This is a genomic window from Paenibacillus sp. J22P51 (assembly GCF_059692215.1).
Window position 1 is genome coordinate 323,872 of record NZ_JCAUAZ010000003.1, and the last position, 15,912, is coordinate 339,783.

A 15,912-nucleotide genomic window follows, 5' to 3' on the forward strand; every position below is an offset into this window, starting at 1 on the left:
TATGGAATTAGCGGGATTGAAGGTACTCGCCTTTGTTGATGAGGAGTTTGAAGATTTAGAAATGTGGTACCCGGTTTACCGCTTGCGTGAAGCAGGTGCTGTTGTAGATATCGTAGGACCTAAAGCCAAAACGGTTTACCACGGGAAATATGGCGTTCCAATCACGACAGATTATGCTTTCGATGAGGTTAAGTCTTCGGACTATATTGGCCTATATGTACCTGGAGGTTGGGCACCTGACAAGCTTCGCCGCTATGCCGACGTTCTTAGACTAACGCAGGAGTTTCATGCGGATGTTAAGCCGATCGCGCAAATTTGTCACGCAGGCTGGGTGTTGATTTCAGCTAAAATCGTAGATGGCTACACGATGACGTCCACGCCAGGTATTCGTGATGATATCGAAAATGCTGGGGCAACTTGGGTCGATGAAGAAGTGGTCGTTGATCGCAACATTATTTCTGGGCGTAGACCGCCAGATCTACCTGCGTTTTCCAAACGTTTTGTGGATGAGGTCATATTGTTTAGCAAACAACAGGAAAAGTAACATTTCACTTCCAAAGGTGGCAAAAACTACTATGCATATTTCAGAAGGAAATCTGACGATATCGTAGAATAACATAGTACAAGCAACTCATGTACATGCCGCCTGTCAGTGAAGGAGTGTTAGAATGCAAAAGTATTGTAAGTGCGGACGCACGATGAACCTTCGTCTGCGCACGGTTATTTATCAAAGCAAAGTAGATATCGAGAATGTTCCTATTTATTCATGTGAGGCCTGTGGACGAAGTGAGGTCGTTCCTCATGTTAAGCCTGAACTTACCGGTCTGATCGGTAGGCTGGGAAGTAAACCAGAGAAACAGCAATTTTTCTTCCATGAAGTTTCCGAGGTTGCCTTTCTCCTATTGAAAGTAACAGAAAAAGAGCGTATGAATGATTCCATGGAGAAAATTGTGGAAGAACGAATTAATGAGCTGCTGGACATCTTATTGCTAGCACAATCGCTAGGGGATGAGCCTTGGGCTGAGGAAATTCGCAAACGGTTATCACAAATCACTCAAAGCGCAATCTCAACTTAAATATGGACGGCCAATCTCGTTAAGAGGTTGGCTTTTATTCTTTTGAGTCCATATTGGAAAGTATAATGGCTTCGATAGGAGGTTTTGTGAACCTTTTGAAAATAAAATGAAAATTATTTTCAAAGCATTTTCATTTTGCATTGCAAGATGGATTAATTTGTCGTATCATAACGATAATATACTAGGTTCGCAGAATACTTGTGAAAATGGAGAGAGTAACCGTGACCGTAACCATTTATGATGTAGCGAGAGAAGCAGGCGTATCCATGGCAACCGTATCTCGGGTGGTCAACAATAACCCGAACGTGAAGCCGCAAACCCGTAAGAAGGTTTTTGAAGCCATTGAACGATTGGGTTACCGTCCAAATGCGGTAGCAAGAGGCTTGGCAAGTAAGAAGACGACGACAGTTGGTGTTGTCATTCCCGATATATCCAATTCCATTTTTGCTGAAGTAGCACGTGGGATTGAAGATATTGCGAATATGTATCATTACAATATTATTTTGTGTAATGCGGACAAGAAGAAAGAGAAAGAAATTCGCGTAATAAACACGTTGCTTGAGAAACAAGTGGACGGGCTGCTCTTCATGGGTGGTGTTGTAACGGAAGAACATATCCAAGCTTTCCGTACTTCCTCCGTTCCAGTCGTATTGTGCGGTACGAAGGATGAGAACCAAGCGATGGCTTCCGTTGATATCGATCATGAGATGGCTGCCTTTGATGCTGTGAATGTGCTTATCGAAGCAGGTCATCGTGACATTGCTATGATCTCGGGAACGCTTCAGGATCCAGCAAATGGTTTTGCAAGATATCAAGGTTACAAACGTGCACTTGAAACGGCTGGTATTCCATTACGTGATGAGTATGTGCGAATTGGTAACTACCGATACGAATCAAGTGTGGATGCTGTAAATTATTTCTTGGAGCTTTCACCAAAACCATCTGCGATTTTCTCAGCAACAGATGAAATGGCGATTGGCGCTATCCATACCATTCAAGATAATGGTCTTCGCGTTCCGGAAGATATTGCCGTGATCAGTGTGGACAATATCCGCATGGCATCCATGGTAAGACCGACTTTGACAACTGTGGCTCAACCGATGTATGATATCGGCGCTGTGTCGATGCGACTTCTGACCAAGCTGATGAATAAAGAATCAACGGATAATATGCAAGTTATTTTACCGCATGAAATCATTAACCGTAATTCGGTTAAAGCTTAAGCTTAAGTGAAAAATAAACCTCTAATCGTGTCATTCCATTATGGAAGAGGCGCGGTGGAGGTTTTCTCATGTAGGAAGAGAGAGAGAGGACATAAAGATGACGTGGAATAAACTAGCCCTTATCGGTGCGATGAATGAAGAAATCGAGCTGCTCGTAGCTCATATGACAGATGTACGCGAGTCTGTGAAAGCGGGGATTACGTTCCGAGAAGGAATTTACTTTGGAAAAAATGTCGTAGTTTGCCGAACAGGCGTGGGGAAAGTGAATGCTGCGGTTACTACGCAGATTTTAATTGATCAGTTCGGTGTTGAAGCAGTTATTTTCACTGGCGTAGCAGGAGCATTGGATCCTGAGTTGCAGATTGGCGATCTTGTTATTTCTACAGAGTGCGTACAACATGATATGGATGTGACTGCACTTGGATTTCCTCGTGGCGTGATCCCTTACGCGGATAGTTCCGTGTATGTTGCTGACAGCAAGCTTGTTGATTTAGCCGTAGCTTCTGGTGAGAAATTGTTCGCGGGTAAAGTGAAGAAGGGCAGAGTATTGTCAGGAGACCAGTTTATTGCAAGTAGGGAAGTGGTGGCTAGCCTCCATCAAGAGTTAAACGGCGTATGTGTTGAGATGGAAGGGTCTTCGGTTGCACAGGTTTGTGCGATGAACGGAATTCCATACGTGGTTCTACGCTCCATGTCCGATAAAGCGGATGGCTCTGCGCATGTTAATTTCGCGGAGTTTACGGTGATTGCTTCGGAGAATTCGTATAAAATGGTTGAAGAGATGGTTAAATCGCTGTAAAAAAGATAAAAGCTCAGAGCATCGCCAAACTGGCGGGTTCTGAGCTTTTTTTTCATCGAGAGTATTACTTCAAATACATCATGGCGAGTTCTTTCGTCTGCCGATTCTTCTCGGTAATCGCTTGGCGCCTTGGAATCGGCGCCCATGCTTCAACCGGGTCGAGCCATGTCTCCACGAGTGGGACGGGGCTCTTGCTCTGCCAGTCGTCCAGCCACGCCTGGGGCAGCCTCAGCTGGGGCTCCGCCTCCAGCTGACTCAATATCGCCTGCTCGCTCATCACGAGCCAGAGCAAGCTCCAAGCCCGCGGTACGACACGCCAGATGTCGTACCCGCCGCCCCCGAGCGCGACCCACCGACCTTCGCACCATTGGTGCGCAAGTCGATGGATAAGCTCGGGCATGGCCTTGTACACGCGCATGGAGCAATGCACATGCGCGAGCGGGTCGAAGGCATGCGCGTCGCACCCATGCTGCGAGATAATGACGTCCGGCTGGAAGCGGGCGATCAGCTCGGTAAGCACCTCGCTGAAGCATTCCAGCCAGGAATCATCCTCGGTGTATGGCTCCACCGGAATGTTCACGCAAGTACCGAACGCGTCGCCTTCTCCGCGTTCATTCACAGCGCCAGTGCCAGGGAATAAATATTTCCCCGTCTCGTGAATGGAGAGCGTGCCGACCTGCGGGTCAGTATAGAAACTCCACTGCACGCCATCGCCGTGATGCACATCTGTGTCGATGTACAGCACCTTAGCGTTATACTTTTCTTTAGCATAGGCGATGGCTGCGGATGCGTCATTATAGACGCAGAAGCCCGCACCCTTGCTCTGAAGGGCGTGGTGGAGCCCGCCGCCTAAATGCAAGGCGTGCGGAGCTTGGCCCGACATAACGAGGTCTACGGCAAGGATAGAGCCGCCTACAACCTTCGCTGTGATGTCATGCATTCCAGGGAAGTAGGGGGTGTCGTCCGTATCTAGCCCGAATCGGTTGGCCTCACGCACCCAACGTTCATCAGGCACAGGCGCACTTAGTGCTTTCACAGCCTCGATATAAGGAGCTGTATGCACGCGGAGCAGATCCGCCTCTGTCGCTGAGTTAGCAGTGAGCAGAGCGCTGTCAGGGAGTGCGCCAGACTTGCGCAGCAGATCTACCGTCATGATAAGACGATCCTGATTGAAGGGATGGTTATCATTAAATTTATATTGAATTTCTTGATCATCATATATAAACACAGGTTGCGTTAACTTCTTGTTCATATTCCAAATTCCCCCGAATTGGCTAACAATTTCGTTTGAAGATCTGCGATTATCTTCATCACCTGGAGCTAATACATAAAGCGCTGTTGAAAACGTACCCGATCGAACTGCTCGATCGACGAGATGGGGACTTGCTTCCCGATTCTCACCATGAGACAGTTGGCGGGATGTGAGCATATTTCAGGATCGTCAGTCGCAAACCAGATCATATCGACGCTTTTCATAAGCTTCTCCATCATCTGACGATATTCCCAAACGGTTAATTTACTGGTTTCCAAATCCCAATGCCAATAATATTCTGTTGTGAAGCAAATCACATTTTCCATTTGATCGCTTTCAAAGGCGAGCTGGATCATCTTTTTGCCTAAACCAATCGATCTGTAATCATCAGCCACCTCAATGGCGCCGAGCTCAATCAAATCCTTCATATTGCCCTGTGACCATCGCTCAATTTCATCAGCATAATGAAAAGTGACGTAGCCGACAATCGTAGAGCCATCTCGAGCTAGAATGATCCGGCCTTCAGGTAATTGCGAAATCTCAATGAGTGCTTCGAGTTGTTCCTTAGGTCGACGAAAGGCGTCGAGCTTCGTGTGCATCGTGAGATCTTGCAGTTTTTCAGGTGAAACGGGACCCTCAATAATAATTTCGGGCTGGTCGGGAGCAGTGCGCAAGCTTTGTGAGTGATAGATTTTGATATGCTGCATAACCTTGGCTCTCCTTCTAAAAAACAGCATGATAGGCATTTCCTTTACGAAGATTCATAGTATTTATATACCAAAATTTCGTGCGAAATCATAGCAAAACTTAAACATAGGCGAAATATTCTGAGTGTGTTATAATAGAACATGTCAAAAATCGATCACATTTTGCTCGAATTCATCAGTAAAGTGAAAGCGGTTTATCTCGTGAGGAGGGTTTTACGTTTATGGATCAATTCAAAGATGAACTCATTAAATCAGTATCCCTTAATCCTAACATGGAAAATTACGAACAAACACATGCGACATTTGATTGGACAGAGATCGAGAAAAGCTTTTCCTGGCACGAAACAGGCAAAGTGAACATGGCGTATGAAGCCATTGACCGCCATGCGGAAGGCGCAAAGAAGGATAAAATTGCTTTATATTACAGCGACAGCACACGTGATGAAGCGATTACATTTGGACAAATGAAAGAAAGATCCAATCAGTTCGGGAATGTGCTTAGAGGTCTAGGCATTGGCAAAGGCGAGAGAGTTTTTATTTTCATGCCGCGGACACCTGAGCTGTATTATTCTTTACTTGGATCACTTAAAGTAGGCGCGGTTGTTGGCCCTCTTTTTGAAGCTTTTATGGAAACAGCGGTTAGAGATCGTTTGGCGGATAGTGAAGCTGTTGCGATTATCACGACACCTAGTCAGCTATCGCGTGTACCTTACAATGAACTTCCACACTTGAAGCATGTGATCCTCGTTGGGGAGAATATCGAATTAGGTGAAGGACAAGTTGATTACCATAAAGAAATGGCGAGCGCTTCCACAGAACTTGATATCGAATGGTTGGATCGTGAGGATGGATTAATTATTCATTACACATCGGGATCAACTGGGAAGCCGAAAGGTGTATTCCACGTTCAGAATGCGATGCTGCAGCACTATTATACGGGACAAATTGTACTTGATCTAAAAGAAGATGACATCTATTGGTGTACTGCCGATCCAGGATGGGTAACAGGAACTTCCTATGGGATCTTCGCTCCATGGTTGAATGGCGCGACGAATGTGATCCGCGGAGGTCGTTTCAGTCCACAAGACTGGTACAATACACTTCAGAAATATAAAGTTACCGTATGGTACAGTGCGCCAACTGCTTTCCGCATGTTGATGGGTGCTGGCGACGATGTTTCAGCTGGGTACGATTTGTCAGCGCTTCGCCACGTATTGAGTGTGGGAGAGCCGTTGAACCCAGAAGTTGTTAGATGGGGAATGAAGGTATATAACCAACGTATTCACGATACGTGGTGGATGACTGAGACAGGCGGACAATTGATTTGCAACTATCCATCCATGACGATTAAACCAGGCTCAATGGGTCGCCCAATTCCGGGTGTTGATGCTGCTATTATTGATGATGCTGGAAACGTTCTGCCTCCGAATCGGATGGGGAACCTTGCGATCAAAACGCCTTGGCCATCTATGATGCGTAAAATTTGGAACAACCCGTCCAAATATGAAGAGTACTTCCGTCTGACTGGCTGGTACGTTTCTGGGGATTCCGCTTATCAAGACGAGGATGGCTACTTCTGGTTCCAAGGTCGTGTTGATGACGTTATTAACACAGCAGGCGAGCGAGTTGGCCCATTCGAAGTAGAGAGCAAGCTTGTTGAGCATCCTGCTGTTGCAGAAGCAGGAGTGATTGGGAAACCAGACCCTATGCGTGGAGAAATCATCAAAGCATTTATCGCGTTGCGTGAAGGTTATGTGGCTTCGGACGAACTGAAAGCAGAAATTTCGAAGTTCGTGAAGGAAGGGCTTTCTGCCCATGCCGCACCACGTGAAATTGAATTCAAAGACAAACTGCCTAAGACACGCAGCGGGAAGATCATGCGCCGTGTACTTAAAGCGTGGGAGCTAAACCTGCCGACCGGTGACTTGTCAACTATTGAAGATTAATTAACTCCAATATAAAGCTTTCTCCGCACCCTGCGTGGTGCAGAGAAAGCTTTTTTGTGTGATACATAAGTGGTAAAACAAAAGAACCTGGCAGCGGCCAGGTTCTTCCTCAACTTTACTATTTATTATAAGCAATTGTGGCAGAGAATTTAGACTCACCGGCATCATTAATGGCTGTAATTTTGTAATAACCATTGTAAGCTGCGGCAAAGTAGTGGAACTCCGTACCATTCTCAACGGTACCTAACTTCGTATACGTACCTTTTTCTTTGTCACTAAAGTACACCACATACTGTTTGACCTTGTCTTTGGCATCATTGGGTTTCCAGGTCAGTACGAGAGAAGCTACTTCGGCCTTCGCTTTAATGCCGGTTGGGGCAGCTGGCGCATCCTTCGAGATCGGTTTTCCACTAGTTGTTCCACCATTCGGTGTTCCTGGTGAAGGTAGTGTAAGATCTGGCAGTGGGTTACCATGGCTGTCGACACCTGGAATGATTAAGGAATCTAAGCTGCTTCCGTCCGTATAAGAGGATCGACTTGGGACAGATTCTTTGCCCGCAACATCAACTGCGGTAACGAAGTAACCTGTTATTGCAGCGGTTTGAAGTTGATCAACAAACTTCGCTTCGGCGCCTGCAAGCACGACTTTACCTCCCATGAGCTGGAACTTGCCTTGATTGTCCGAACGATAAATGCGATAACCAACAATATCCGCATCTGTGTTCGGTTGGAAAGTAATTGTCGCTGTATCACCAGATTTGACTGTCACGACGTTTGCTGGCGCTGGTGGTACTTTGCCATCATCAGCCCTTGGATCCATCTCGGCTGGTGCATCTACATCGTAATCCTCTGGCTTATAGAAATCGATTGGCTTTCTGCTTTTTTCAGGAAGCTTCTGCATCGCTTCATCGATTTCCTTTAACAATTGGGTGATTGATTTTTGTCGTTTAATAACGACCTTCTCTTGCACGAAGTCAGCAGGCGTACTTTCTTGAGCTACATAATTGAGCCCATTGAGTGAGCTGATTTTCATCTTAACCATGACATTATCTGTTTGAGTAGGCAAATACTTTTTGTTGAAAATATCGGTTACCATATGATCCGAGCTTGTCGTCAATTCACTCGGCAGCATGCCTGACAAGCTGGAAACTGTTGCTGAAACAATACCGTCTGGTTTAGCAAATGTCTTGTTCGGGAAAAGATTCGGTTTTTGCTCGATCGTTTTGTTCATGATGAGTGCCCAGATATCTTTGGCATGGTTGGTTTGGCCAGTTTTGGATGACAATTTATTAATCGGCTGGTCGTAACCGATCCACACGCCTACCGTTACATCAGGGGTAAAGCCCATGAACCAAGCATCAGCATCATCTTGTGTAGAGCCTGTTTTTCCAGAGATTTCGATTTTGCCGTATGATTTGAACTTCTTCATGAGATCAGCAGCCGTACCTTGGCTAGCGTTACTAATGACGGTTTTCATCATATCCGTAATAAGGTAAGCACTTTGCGGTGAGTACACCGTTTGCGGCTTCTGCTCATGGGCATAAATGGTTTTGCCATTCGAATCTTTAATCTCACGTATTAAGTACGGTGCATTAAATACGCCTTTATTCGGAATGGAAGCATAAGCGCCTGCTAATTCCTTGACGGAGGTTCCGCGGCTTAAACCGCCAATAACACCTGTCTGTGCAGCATTATCTTCTTTGGTAAGTGACGTAATGCCCAGTTTCTTTGCAAAATCCCACGCTTGCGTGATGCCGACTTTATTGAGAAACACATCGATAGCAGGGATGTTATAGGACTGATTTAAAGCTCTACGCGCTGTCATCAAGCCATGGAACTTATGATCCCAGTTCTCAGGAAGATGGAAGCCTTTAACGCCGTCTTTGAGAATGATTGGAATATCATCTACAATACTGGCAGGTTGCAAGACCCCTTTTTCGAGTGCGGGGATGTAAGCAGCTATTGGCTTCATCGTTGATCCTGGCTGTCTGTACGCTTGAGTCGCGTGATTGAGCTGTTCGTCGAAGAAGTCACGGCCTTCAATCATGCCCTTGATCGCTCCCGTTTTGGAATCAATCATGATGGCGCCTACTTGCTCAATACCGCCTTTTTTCTCATCCGTTGGTGCGAAATTCTTGTCGTTGCTCGAAATCTCATGCATCGAATCATAGATTGTTTTATCAATGGTCGTGTAAATTTGATACCCGCCGCGTAATAACTGTGTATGTATGTTTTTGAGTGCATCATTATAAGCGGTTGGGTTCGTTTTCGGATCCAGCGTAGGATTCTGGACCTTCAATAAGATTTCTGCAGCTTCCTGTTCGGTTTCGATCATCAGATAAGGGTACGTTGTATACGCTTTTTGAGCCGCTGCAGGCATCGATGCCTTTAGATCGAATTTCAGAGCATCTTGATATTGATCATTGGTGATTTTATTCTCTTCCATCATTCGCTTCAATACTAATTGCTGTCGTATTACCGCTTTTTTGTAGCCATCCTCATCGAATGCGGGCTTACTTGTAAATGCCGAGTATTGCGAAGGGGATTGTGGCAATCCAGCTAAATAAGCAGCTTGCGCGATGTTCAACTTGTCCAAGTCGTCAATGTTGAACAAGCCTTTGGCAGCGGCTTTAATGCCATATAGATTATAGCCAGTTGCCCCGTTACCATAAGGGATTTTGTTTAAGTAGGCAAGCAAAATTTCATCCTTCGACATGATACGTTCCATTCGAAGTGCAAGCAGCAGTTCTCTCGCTTTTCGGCCGTCATCACGATCTAGCGTTAGGAAAACGCGCCTAGCTAGCTGCTGTGTGATTGTACTGCCGCCGGTTTGCACATCTTCATTAAGAAGCTTCTGTGTAACCGCACGGTAGAGTCCGCGAAAATCGATACCGCGATGATTGTAGAAATCCTTATCCTCAATGGAAAGGACTGCGTCTAACAGGTTCTGCGGGATGTCTTCAAGCTGTGCAAGACGTCGATCTTCTTCTGTACGTAATTGTCCAATGACCGCATCATCATTGAAATAGGCAAAGCCCGTGATCGCATTCTCTTGCATTTGCTGGCGAATCGCTTCTTCGCTGCGGATCGGATCTTTCTTAACAAGTGCACTGACATATCCGAAAGCGGCGGATCCACCAAGCAGGCCGGCCAAAAAGACGCAGATGATGGCCCATTTTAAGGTAATCCCAGTTACTTTAAGTGTAGTTCTAACCCAGGGGCGATTCCATTTCGCGAAAAAATTGCGCATAAGTTCCAATATCCTCCTTACATGAACCCTAATAGTATACCATAATTGCATCTTTTGCGGTAATGCTGATGAGAGAATGGTGCAGTTTATGGTTTGACAAGCATCGGAATCCTGTGTTATAACAAGAACAAATGCGTTGATGGATCAGCAGTAGGTAGCTTGTGGATGCTTTCAGAGAGCCGGTGGAGGGTGCGAACCGGTACCTGCAGGTTAGTGAATTACGGTCTTGAGCAGTAAATGGGAACCTGCAGGAATGTGCCTGCACAAGTAGTATTTACCGATTAAACCCCGTTATCGGTTCTTGAGTGAAAATAGCACGCCGTGCCTACGACTTTCGTTATAGATGTACGTAACTGCTGTTTTAATTAGGGTGGTACCGCGAGTCAAGTCTTCTCGTCCCTTTGGGATAAGAAGGCTTTTTTTGTTTCTCATTTTATAATAAAGGATGGTTTAACATGAGTATTCTGAAGGATTTAGAGTTTCGTGGATTGCTGCATCAAATTACGGATAGAGAAGGTTTGGACAAAAAGTTGAGCGAAGAACGCGTTGTTCTCTACTGTGGCTTTGATCCGACGGCGGATAGCTTGCATATCGGCAGTCTGCTTCCGATTTTAACCTTGAGACGATTCCAGCTTGCTGGTCATATTCCATTAGCATTAGTTGGCGGTGGAACGGGGCTTATTGGCGATCCGAGCGGTAAGGCGAACGAACGCACATTGAACGGACCAGAGGTTGTTGAAGCATGGTCACAAAGTATAAAAAATCAGCTTTCACGTTTCCTTGATTTCTCCACAGAAATTGAAAACAGTGCCGAGCTTGTGAACAATTACGATTGGTTAGGCTCCTTGAATGTGATTGAGTTCTTACGTGATGTGGGCAAAAACTTTACTGTGAACTACATGCTGGCTAAAGATTCCGTGGATTCTCGTATTACGAAAGGGATTTCGTTCACAGAATTCAGCTACATGATTCTTCAATCGTATGATTTCTTGAAGCTAAATGAAACGAAGAACTGTTCCGTACAAATTGGTGGCAGCGATCAATGGGGAAATATTACCGCAGGACTAGAGTTGATTGGTAAATCAACGGACCGACGCGCTTTTGGTGTAACGTTGCCGCTTGTTACGAAGAGTGATGGTCAGAAGTTCGGTAAAACAGAAGGCGGAGCTATTTGGCTGGACGCAAACAAAACATCTCCGTACCAGTTCTACCAATTCTGGTTAGGAACAGCTGACAATGATGTTATTCGATTCTTGAAATATTTCACGTTTGAAGCCCATGAGGAAATCGAACGACTGGAGGCTGAAGTACAAGCTCAGCCAGAGAAGAGAGAGGCGCAAAAAGTTCTAGCTCGGGAAGTGACGAAGCTTGTTCATGGAGGAGAAGCGTTAGAAAGTGCCCTTAACATAACTGCTGCCTTATTCAGTGGAGATATTCAATCATTGTCACGCACTGAAATTGAAGAAGCATTCAAAGATGTACCTTCAACTACATTGGAGCTAGATGACGTTGCTTTAATTGATCTGCTTATCTCTGTAGGTGCAGCCCCGTCCAAACGTCAGGCGCGTCAAGACATTGAAAGCGGAGCTGTGACAGTGAATGGCGTTAAGGTGACGGATCTTGAAGCGACGACGAATCAATTAGGCCGTCTTGGAGAGGCGTACCTCATTATTCGCCGCGGCAAAAAGAATTACTTCCTTGTCAAATTTCAATAAGAATGAGTAAAAAAATAACCCCCTTAGGGAAATCCCTAAGGGGGTTGCTTTTATTAACGGCTGTAGAACTCGACGATTTGTTTCTCGTCAATTTCTTGTGGAAGCTCGGAACGTTCTGGTAAACGGATGTATTTACCTTCAACGCTTGCGTCGTTAAACTCAAGGTAAGTTGGAAGGTAGTTACGGTTAGCAAGAGCTTCTTTCACAGTGGAAAGGCCTTTGCTTCTTTCACGAAGTGAAATCACATCACCAGTGGAAACGGTGTAAGAAGCGATATCAACTTTTTTGCCGTTCACAGTTACATGACCATGAGCAACGAGTTGACGTGCACCTGCACGGGAGTTGGAAAGACCAAGACGGTATACCAAGTTGTCTAGGCGGCTTTCAAGCAATACCATGAAGTTTTCACCGGCAATACCTTTAAGCTTGGAAGCTTTGTCGAACAAGTTGCGGAATTGTTTTTCGTTCAAACCGTACATATGACGAAGCTTTTGCTTCTCATTCAATTGTACACCGTAACCGCTCATTTTTTTGCGTTGTCCTGGGCCATGTTGACCTGGAGGGAATGGGCGTTTCAAGTCTTTACCGTTACCACTCAAGGAAATACCAACTCGGCGGCTTAATTTGAATTTAGGTCCTGTATAACGTGACATTTAGGGAAAACTCCTTCTCATGACAATTAGTTTAGTAAATAGCATCTAGATGTCAGGGTGAAGACAAGTGCCCGATTTTGCTGCGAATCATAAAGTGATTCCCTGTCAAGAGTAGTTCAGCCGCTGTCTTGTCAGGAGCAAAAGCAGTGAGGGTGATCACAAATGGCATTCACCGAAATCATGGTGTTACTCGACTTCTAATTTTATTAAAAACAGGGGAAAGTGTCAAGTCTCTCTCGGCCCCAATGAGAGGAAAATATCGTGCATTAGATGAAAAAAAATAGTATGATAGAAGAAAGTAGTTTGAATTGGTGCTTAAGGACTATTGTTAGTGAGTGAAGGAGAGCCTATGAGTGAACTTCGCAGTATACAAAAGCATAGTCGTAAAGAGCACTATGACGTGTTTCTTCGGCAAGGCTTTATACTTTCTGGCAACTTTTCTTACGAGGGTTTGCAGGTAAACCCAATTTTACACCATGCCTTTGAGAACTGGAATCAACAATTCGGCGCTTACATGCTGCCTTCACAAACCGCCCTGTTGTGCGTAAATGAGCATCTGTGCGTGATCGACTCGTGTTCGAATAACACGCCTTCAATTGATAATTTCATGCAACCAGGTAGCTCTTGGAAAGCCGCAGATCGTGGAGATAATCCGCTTGCCCGCTGTGAAAATGCAGGTCATTTACTGATGATGAATGGTGCTGAATGGCAGGTACGAGAGTTTAATTCGTATCATATTGCGGTTTCGCCAGTTGTGGATACGCAAGGCAAGATTCAATTTTATCTAGGGCTTTTTACCCAATCACGCATAAATATGGAAGATTTAGCACAATTGCTATATAGTCTTGCACTTTCCTTTCAAAGTTCTATTCTCCATGTCGAGGAACAAAGGAAATATGATCGCCTTAATAACCTTCATCATCTGAAGGAAATAGAATCTAAGAAGCACGTTATTCTATTCGAAGCTTCCAAGAAACTGCTTGCGAAGATTGATGTGCATTCTGTTTTGACAGAAGTTATTGACTGTTTGGGGCGTGTATACCCCAACACGCGAGTTGATTTATTGCTTTCTCAAGATAATGATTCTACGAATCTATCCGTGAAGCCTTTGAATTTCCAACGAACAGAGTCGGATATTCGAACACGAGCTTTTATGGAAGGTCAAGTGATCTTTGAGCCAACCACAAGTGGTAGCGTTTCAAGTTCAGGAAACATCGCGGCCCCTTTATCAGGGAAGCAGGGCGTGTACGGCGTTCTGTACATGGAGTTTACAGATGAAATGATCGACGCTTCGGATTTGCAATTCATCTCGCTGTTGGCTGATTCAGCGGGCACGGCATTTGAAAATGCGAAACTTTACGAACAATCCAATCTCATGATTAATGAACTGCGGCTTATTAATGATATTACAAAGCAGCTTAATCAAAGTTTACGTCTAAATGAAATTTTCAATTCAGCTACTAGTGAAATTTTAAGCATTTTTGGTGCTGATTATAGCTGCATCCTTCAAAACTCTAAAGATAGTGATCAATTAATTGTTCAGGCGACCAACTTACCTGCCATGTTTCATGAGACATGTACACTAGACCAAGGATTTTCAGGTTTGATCTATTCGTCTAAGGAACCGATCATTATCTCTGATTATTGGAGTAATGATAAAGTAAGCTCTAGTTTGATGCAAAGAACGAATTCCCGATCATTGATTGGTTCACCTATCCTAGTGAATGGTAACGTAGAGGGCGTCATCCTCATTGTCCACCGATTGCCAAACTTTTTCTCCTATGACAATTACAAGCTTTTACAAGTGCTTTCAAGCCATATTGGACTGGCGATGACGAACGCCTCTTTACATGCAGAAGTGAAGCGAATGGTTGTTACGGATAATTTAACGGGGCTATATGCTCGGCATTATTTGGATGAACAAGCGAATTTGATGCAGAAGAAAGATTTCTGTGGTTCTCTAATTGTAGTAGATATTGATAATTTCAAGAGGGTAAATGACACGTTTGGCCACCAAATTGGAGATAAGATTCTTATACACGTGAGCCAGATCATTAAGTCCAGCATCAGGGACATGGATATCGCGGCCAGATGGGGCGGAGAAGAGCTTGCTGTCTATTTGCCACAAGTGTCCAAGGATCAAGCGATTCGGATTGCTGAGCGTATTCGCAGGCGTGTGATGGAAGAGACGCATCCACAAGTTACGGTATCCTGTGGTGTATCGGATTGGAATTGGGAAGAGGATAAAATCAGCGTAGAATCCCTTTTCTACCGAGCAGATATGGCCCTTTACCAGGCCAAACATAATGGCCGTAATCAAATTCAAATCGGTTGACGCATATATGTGCTTGTCTCCGGACAAGTACTTTTTTTCATGCAATAGGGTGAAGCCGGGGGATGTTGAACTTATTTCATAGATCAATGAGAAATAGGGGAGAATAACGATCACCTGTTTGCTCTTCCTGAACCTGTTGTAACATGTTACAATGATTTGGTCTGAGGGAGGATGGTCGAATTTTGTCGGCATTTAAAAGTAAACGTACAGTACTGCTCATTTGTATTATTATAGTGATCCTTGGCTTGCTTTATTTCTTCTTCTATAATCCTGTAGGTATTAAACTTGCACATAGTAACATGCGGCAATTGTCTGGACATTTAAGGGACATTGGCTGGCCTGGTAAAATAATTGGAATGAGTTTGATTTTCTTCCAAACGTTCTTTCCGTTTATACCGTTCGTTCTTGTAGCAGGTACTAACGTTGCAATATTTGGGATTAAAATGGGGTTTCTTGTGAACTATGTAATGTCGTGTTTAGGAGCCATTGCTTCCTTTTATTTTGCACGTTATTATGGACATGCTTGGGTAGAAAAGAAACTCGAGCGGTTTCCTTTGGTTACGCAATTTAGTAAGCGGATGGAGAGGCACGGCTTCTTCTACGTATTAATCGGACGTTTGATACCTATTCTTCCGTCTTCTGGAATCAACTTCTCTGCGGGTCTAACACGCATGAAATTTCGTCATTTCCTATGGGGCACGTTGCTTGGTAAGTTTCCAATCGTTTTCCTGGAATCGATGATCGCTCATGATCTATTTCATTTTCAGAAATATAAGGGCAGATTGCTCTTATTGCTTGGAATATTAGTATTACTATTGATTCTTGGAAATAGTGTGAAGAGAGCGCTTGCGCCGAAGACGAAATAAAGGGCTTACATGGAGAATGTAGGAAATTTTATAGTTGCTTTCCCTTCCTGTTCCAAGTTATCATAGAGGAAGTAAGTTGACCAACTCATA

12 protein-coding genes and 1 other annotated feature are annotated in these 15,912 nt (G+C 44.6%); of the genes, 8 read left to right on the plus strand and 4 right to left on the minus strand.

Annotated features, from left to right (window positions below):
- Window position 1: 1 nt before the first annotated feature.
- The 4 genes from AC58QC_RS09670 to AC58QC_RS09685 all read left to right on the plus strand — a co-directional run bounded on the left by AC58QC_RS09670 (window position 2) and on the right by AC58QC_RS09685 (window position 3,098).
- Entirely contained in the window at window positions 2-544 is a 543-nt protein-coding gene (locus AC58QC_RS09670; protein WP_497414958.1) for a type 1 glutamine amidotransferase domain-containing protein, read from the plus strand.
- A gap of 124 nt (window positions 545-668) precedes the next feature.
- Window positions 669-1,076: a hypothetical protein gene (locus AC58QC_RS09675; RefSeq protein WP_056612481.1), complete on the plus strand. Its 408-nt coding sequence runs from the start codon at window positions 669-671 to the stop codon at window positions 1,074-1,076.
- Between the two features lie 221 nt (window positions 1,077-1,297).
- Complete coding sequence (gene ccpA, locus AC58QC_RS09680; protein ID WP_497414959.1) at window positions 1,298-2,299, plus strand: catabolite control protein A; 1,002 nt, start codon at window positions 1,298-1,300, stop codon at window positions 2,297-2,299.
- 97 nt (window positions 2,300-2,396) lie between these two features.
- A complete protein-coding gene (locus tag AC58QC_RS09685; protein ID WP_497414960.1) occupies window positions 2,397-3,098 on the plus strand; it encodes a 5'-methylthioadenosine/adenosylhomocysteine nucleosidase in 702 nt (233 codons plus the stop codon).
- A gap of 64 nt (window positions 3,099-3,162) precedes the next feature.
- Here the strand turns inward: AC58QC_RS09685 and AC58QC_RS09690 are convergent, their stop codons facing one another.
- Both AC58QC_RS09690 and AC58QC_RS09695 read right to left on the minus strand, forming a co-directional pair.
- Window positions 3,163-4,350: an acetoin utilization protein AcuC gene (locus AC58QC_RS09690; protein WP_497415168.1), complete on the minus strand. Its 1,188-nt coding sequence runs from the start codon at window positions 4,348-4,350 to the stop codon at window positions 3,163-3,165.
- A 68-nt stretch (window positions 4,351-4,418) separates the two neighbouring features.
- Complete coding sequence (locus AC58QC_RS09695) at window positions 4,419-5,057, minus strand: GNAT family N-acetyltransferase (RefSeq protein ID WP_497414961.1); 639 nt, start codon at window positions 5,055-5,057, stop codon at window positions 4,419-4,421.
- Between the two features lie 221 nt (window positions 5,058-5,278).
- Here AC58QC_RS09695 and acsA point away from each other — a divergent pair, with 221 nt between their 5' ends.
- Window positions 5,279-7,003 (plus strand): acetate--CoA ligase, encoded by a 1,725-nt coding sequence (gene acsA, locus AC58QC_RS09700; RefSeq protein WP_497414962.1) that lies wholly within the window; start codon window positions 5,279-5,281, stop codon window positions 7,001-7,003.
- Between the two features lie 118 nt (window positions 7,004-7,121).
- Here the strand turns inward: acsA and AC58QC_RS09705 are convergent, their stop codons facing one another.
- Window positions 7,122-10,253 (minus strand): transglycosylase domain-containing protein, encoded by a 3,132-nt coding sequence (locus AC58QC_RS09705; protein ID WP_497414963.1) that lies wholly within the window; start codon window positions 10,251-10,253, stop codon window positions 7,122-7,124.
- 127 nt (window positions 10,254-10,380) lie between these two features.
- Window positions 10,381-10,657 (plus strand) — a binding site (T-box leader).
- A gap of 51 nt (window positions 10,658-10,708) precedes the next feature.
- On the opposite strand from AC58QC_RS09705, the gene tyrS reads away from it, so the two are divergent.
- Window positions 10,709-11,968, plus strand: a complete 1,260-nt coding sequence (gene tyrS / locus AC58QC_RS09710) for a tyrosine--tRNA ligase (RefSeq protein ID WP_497414964.1) — start codon at window positions 10,709-10,711, stop codon at window positions 11,966-11,968.
- Window positions 11,969-12,021: 53 nt separating this feature from the next.
- Here the strand turns inward: tyrS and rpsD are convergent, their stop codons facing one another.
- Window positions 12,022-12,621, minus strand: coding sequence for a 30S ribosomal protein S4 (rpsD, locus tag AC58QC_RS09715; RefSeq protein WP_497414965.1), 600 nt, complete (start codon window positions 12,619-12,621; stop codon window positions 12,022-12,024).
- A gap of 349 nt (window positions 12,622-12,970) precedes the next feature.
- On the opposite strand from rpsD, the gene AC58QC_RS09720 reads away from it, so the two are divergent.
- Together AC58QC_RS09720 and AC58QC_RS09725 are read left to right on the plus strand one after the other, a co-directional pair.
- Window positions 12,971-14,956, plus strand: a complete 1,986-nt coding sequence (locus AC58QC_RS09720) for a diguanylate cyclase (RefSeq protein ID WP_497414966.1) — start codon at window positions 12,971-12,973, stop codon at window positions 14,954-14,956.
- A gap of 182 nt (window positions 14,957-15,138) precedes the next feature.
- Window positions 15,139-15,822 (plus strand): TVP38/TMEM64 family protein, encoded by a 684-nt coding sequence (locus AC58QC_RS09725; protein WP_497414967.1) that lies wholly within the window; start codon window positions 15,139-15,141, stop codon window positions 15,820-15,822.
- Window positions 15,823-15,912 lie beyond the last annotated feature (90 nt).

What these genes read in the sequence shown, in the direction of transcription:
- AC58QC_RS09670 (WP_497414958.1), top strand. Translation starts at nt 2, where the DNA reads ATGGAATTAGCGGGATTGAAGGTACTCGCCTTTGTTGATGAGGAGTTT.
- AC58QC_RS09675 (WP_056612481.1), top strand. Translation starts at nt 669, where the DNA reads ATGCAAAAGTATTGTAAGTGCGGACGCACGATGAACCTTCGTCTGCGC.
- AC58QC_RS09685 (WP_497414960.1), top strand. Translation starts at nt 2,397, where the DNA reads ATGACGTGGAATAAACTAGCCCTTATCGGTGCGATGAATGAAGAAATC.
- AC58QC_RS09690 (WP_497415168.1), bottom strand. Translation starts at nt 4,350, where the DNA reads ATGAACAAGAAGTTAACGCAACCTGTGTTTATATATGATGATCAAGAA.
- AC58QC_RS09695 (WP_497414961.1), bottom strand. Translation starts at nt 5,057, where the DNA reads ATGCAGCATATCAAAATCTATCACTCACAAAGCTTGCGCACTGCTCCC.
- acsA (WP_497414962.1), top strand. Translation starts at nt 5,279, where the DNA reads ATGGATCAATTCAAAGATGAACTCATTAAATCAGTATCCCTTAATCCT.
- AC58QC_RS09705 (WP_497414963.1), bottom strand. Translation starts at nt 10,253, where the DNA reads ATGCGCAATTTTTTCGCGAAATGGAATCGCCCCTGGGTTAGAACTACA.
- tyrS (WP_497414964.1), top strand. Translation starts at nt 10,709, where the DNA reads ATGAGTATTCTGAAGGATTTAGAGTTTCGTGGATTGCTGCATCAAATT.
- rpsD (WP_497414965.1), bottom strand. Translation starts at nt 12,621, where the DNA reads ATGTCACGTTATACAGGACCTAAATTCAAATTAAGCCGCCGAGTTGGT.
- AC58QC_RS09720 (WP_497414966.1), top strand. Translation starts at nt 12,971, where the DNA reads ATGAGTGAACTTCGCAGTATACAAAAGCATAGTCGTAAAGAGCACTAT.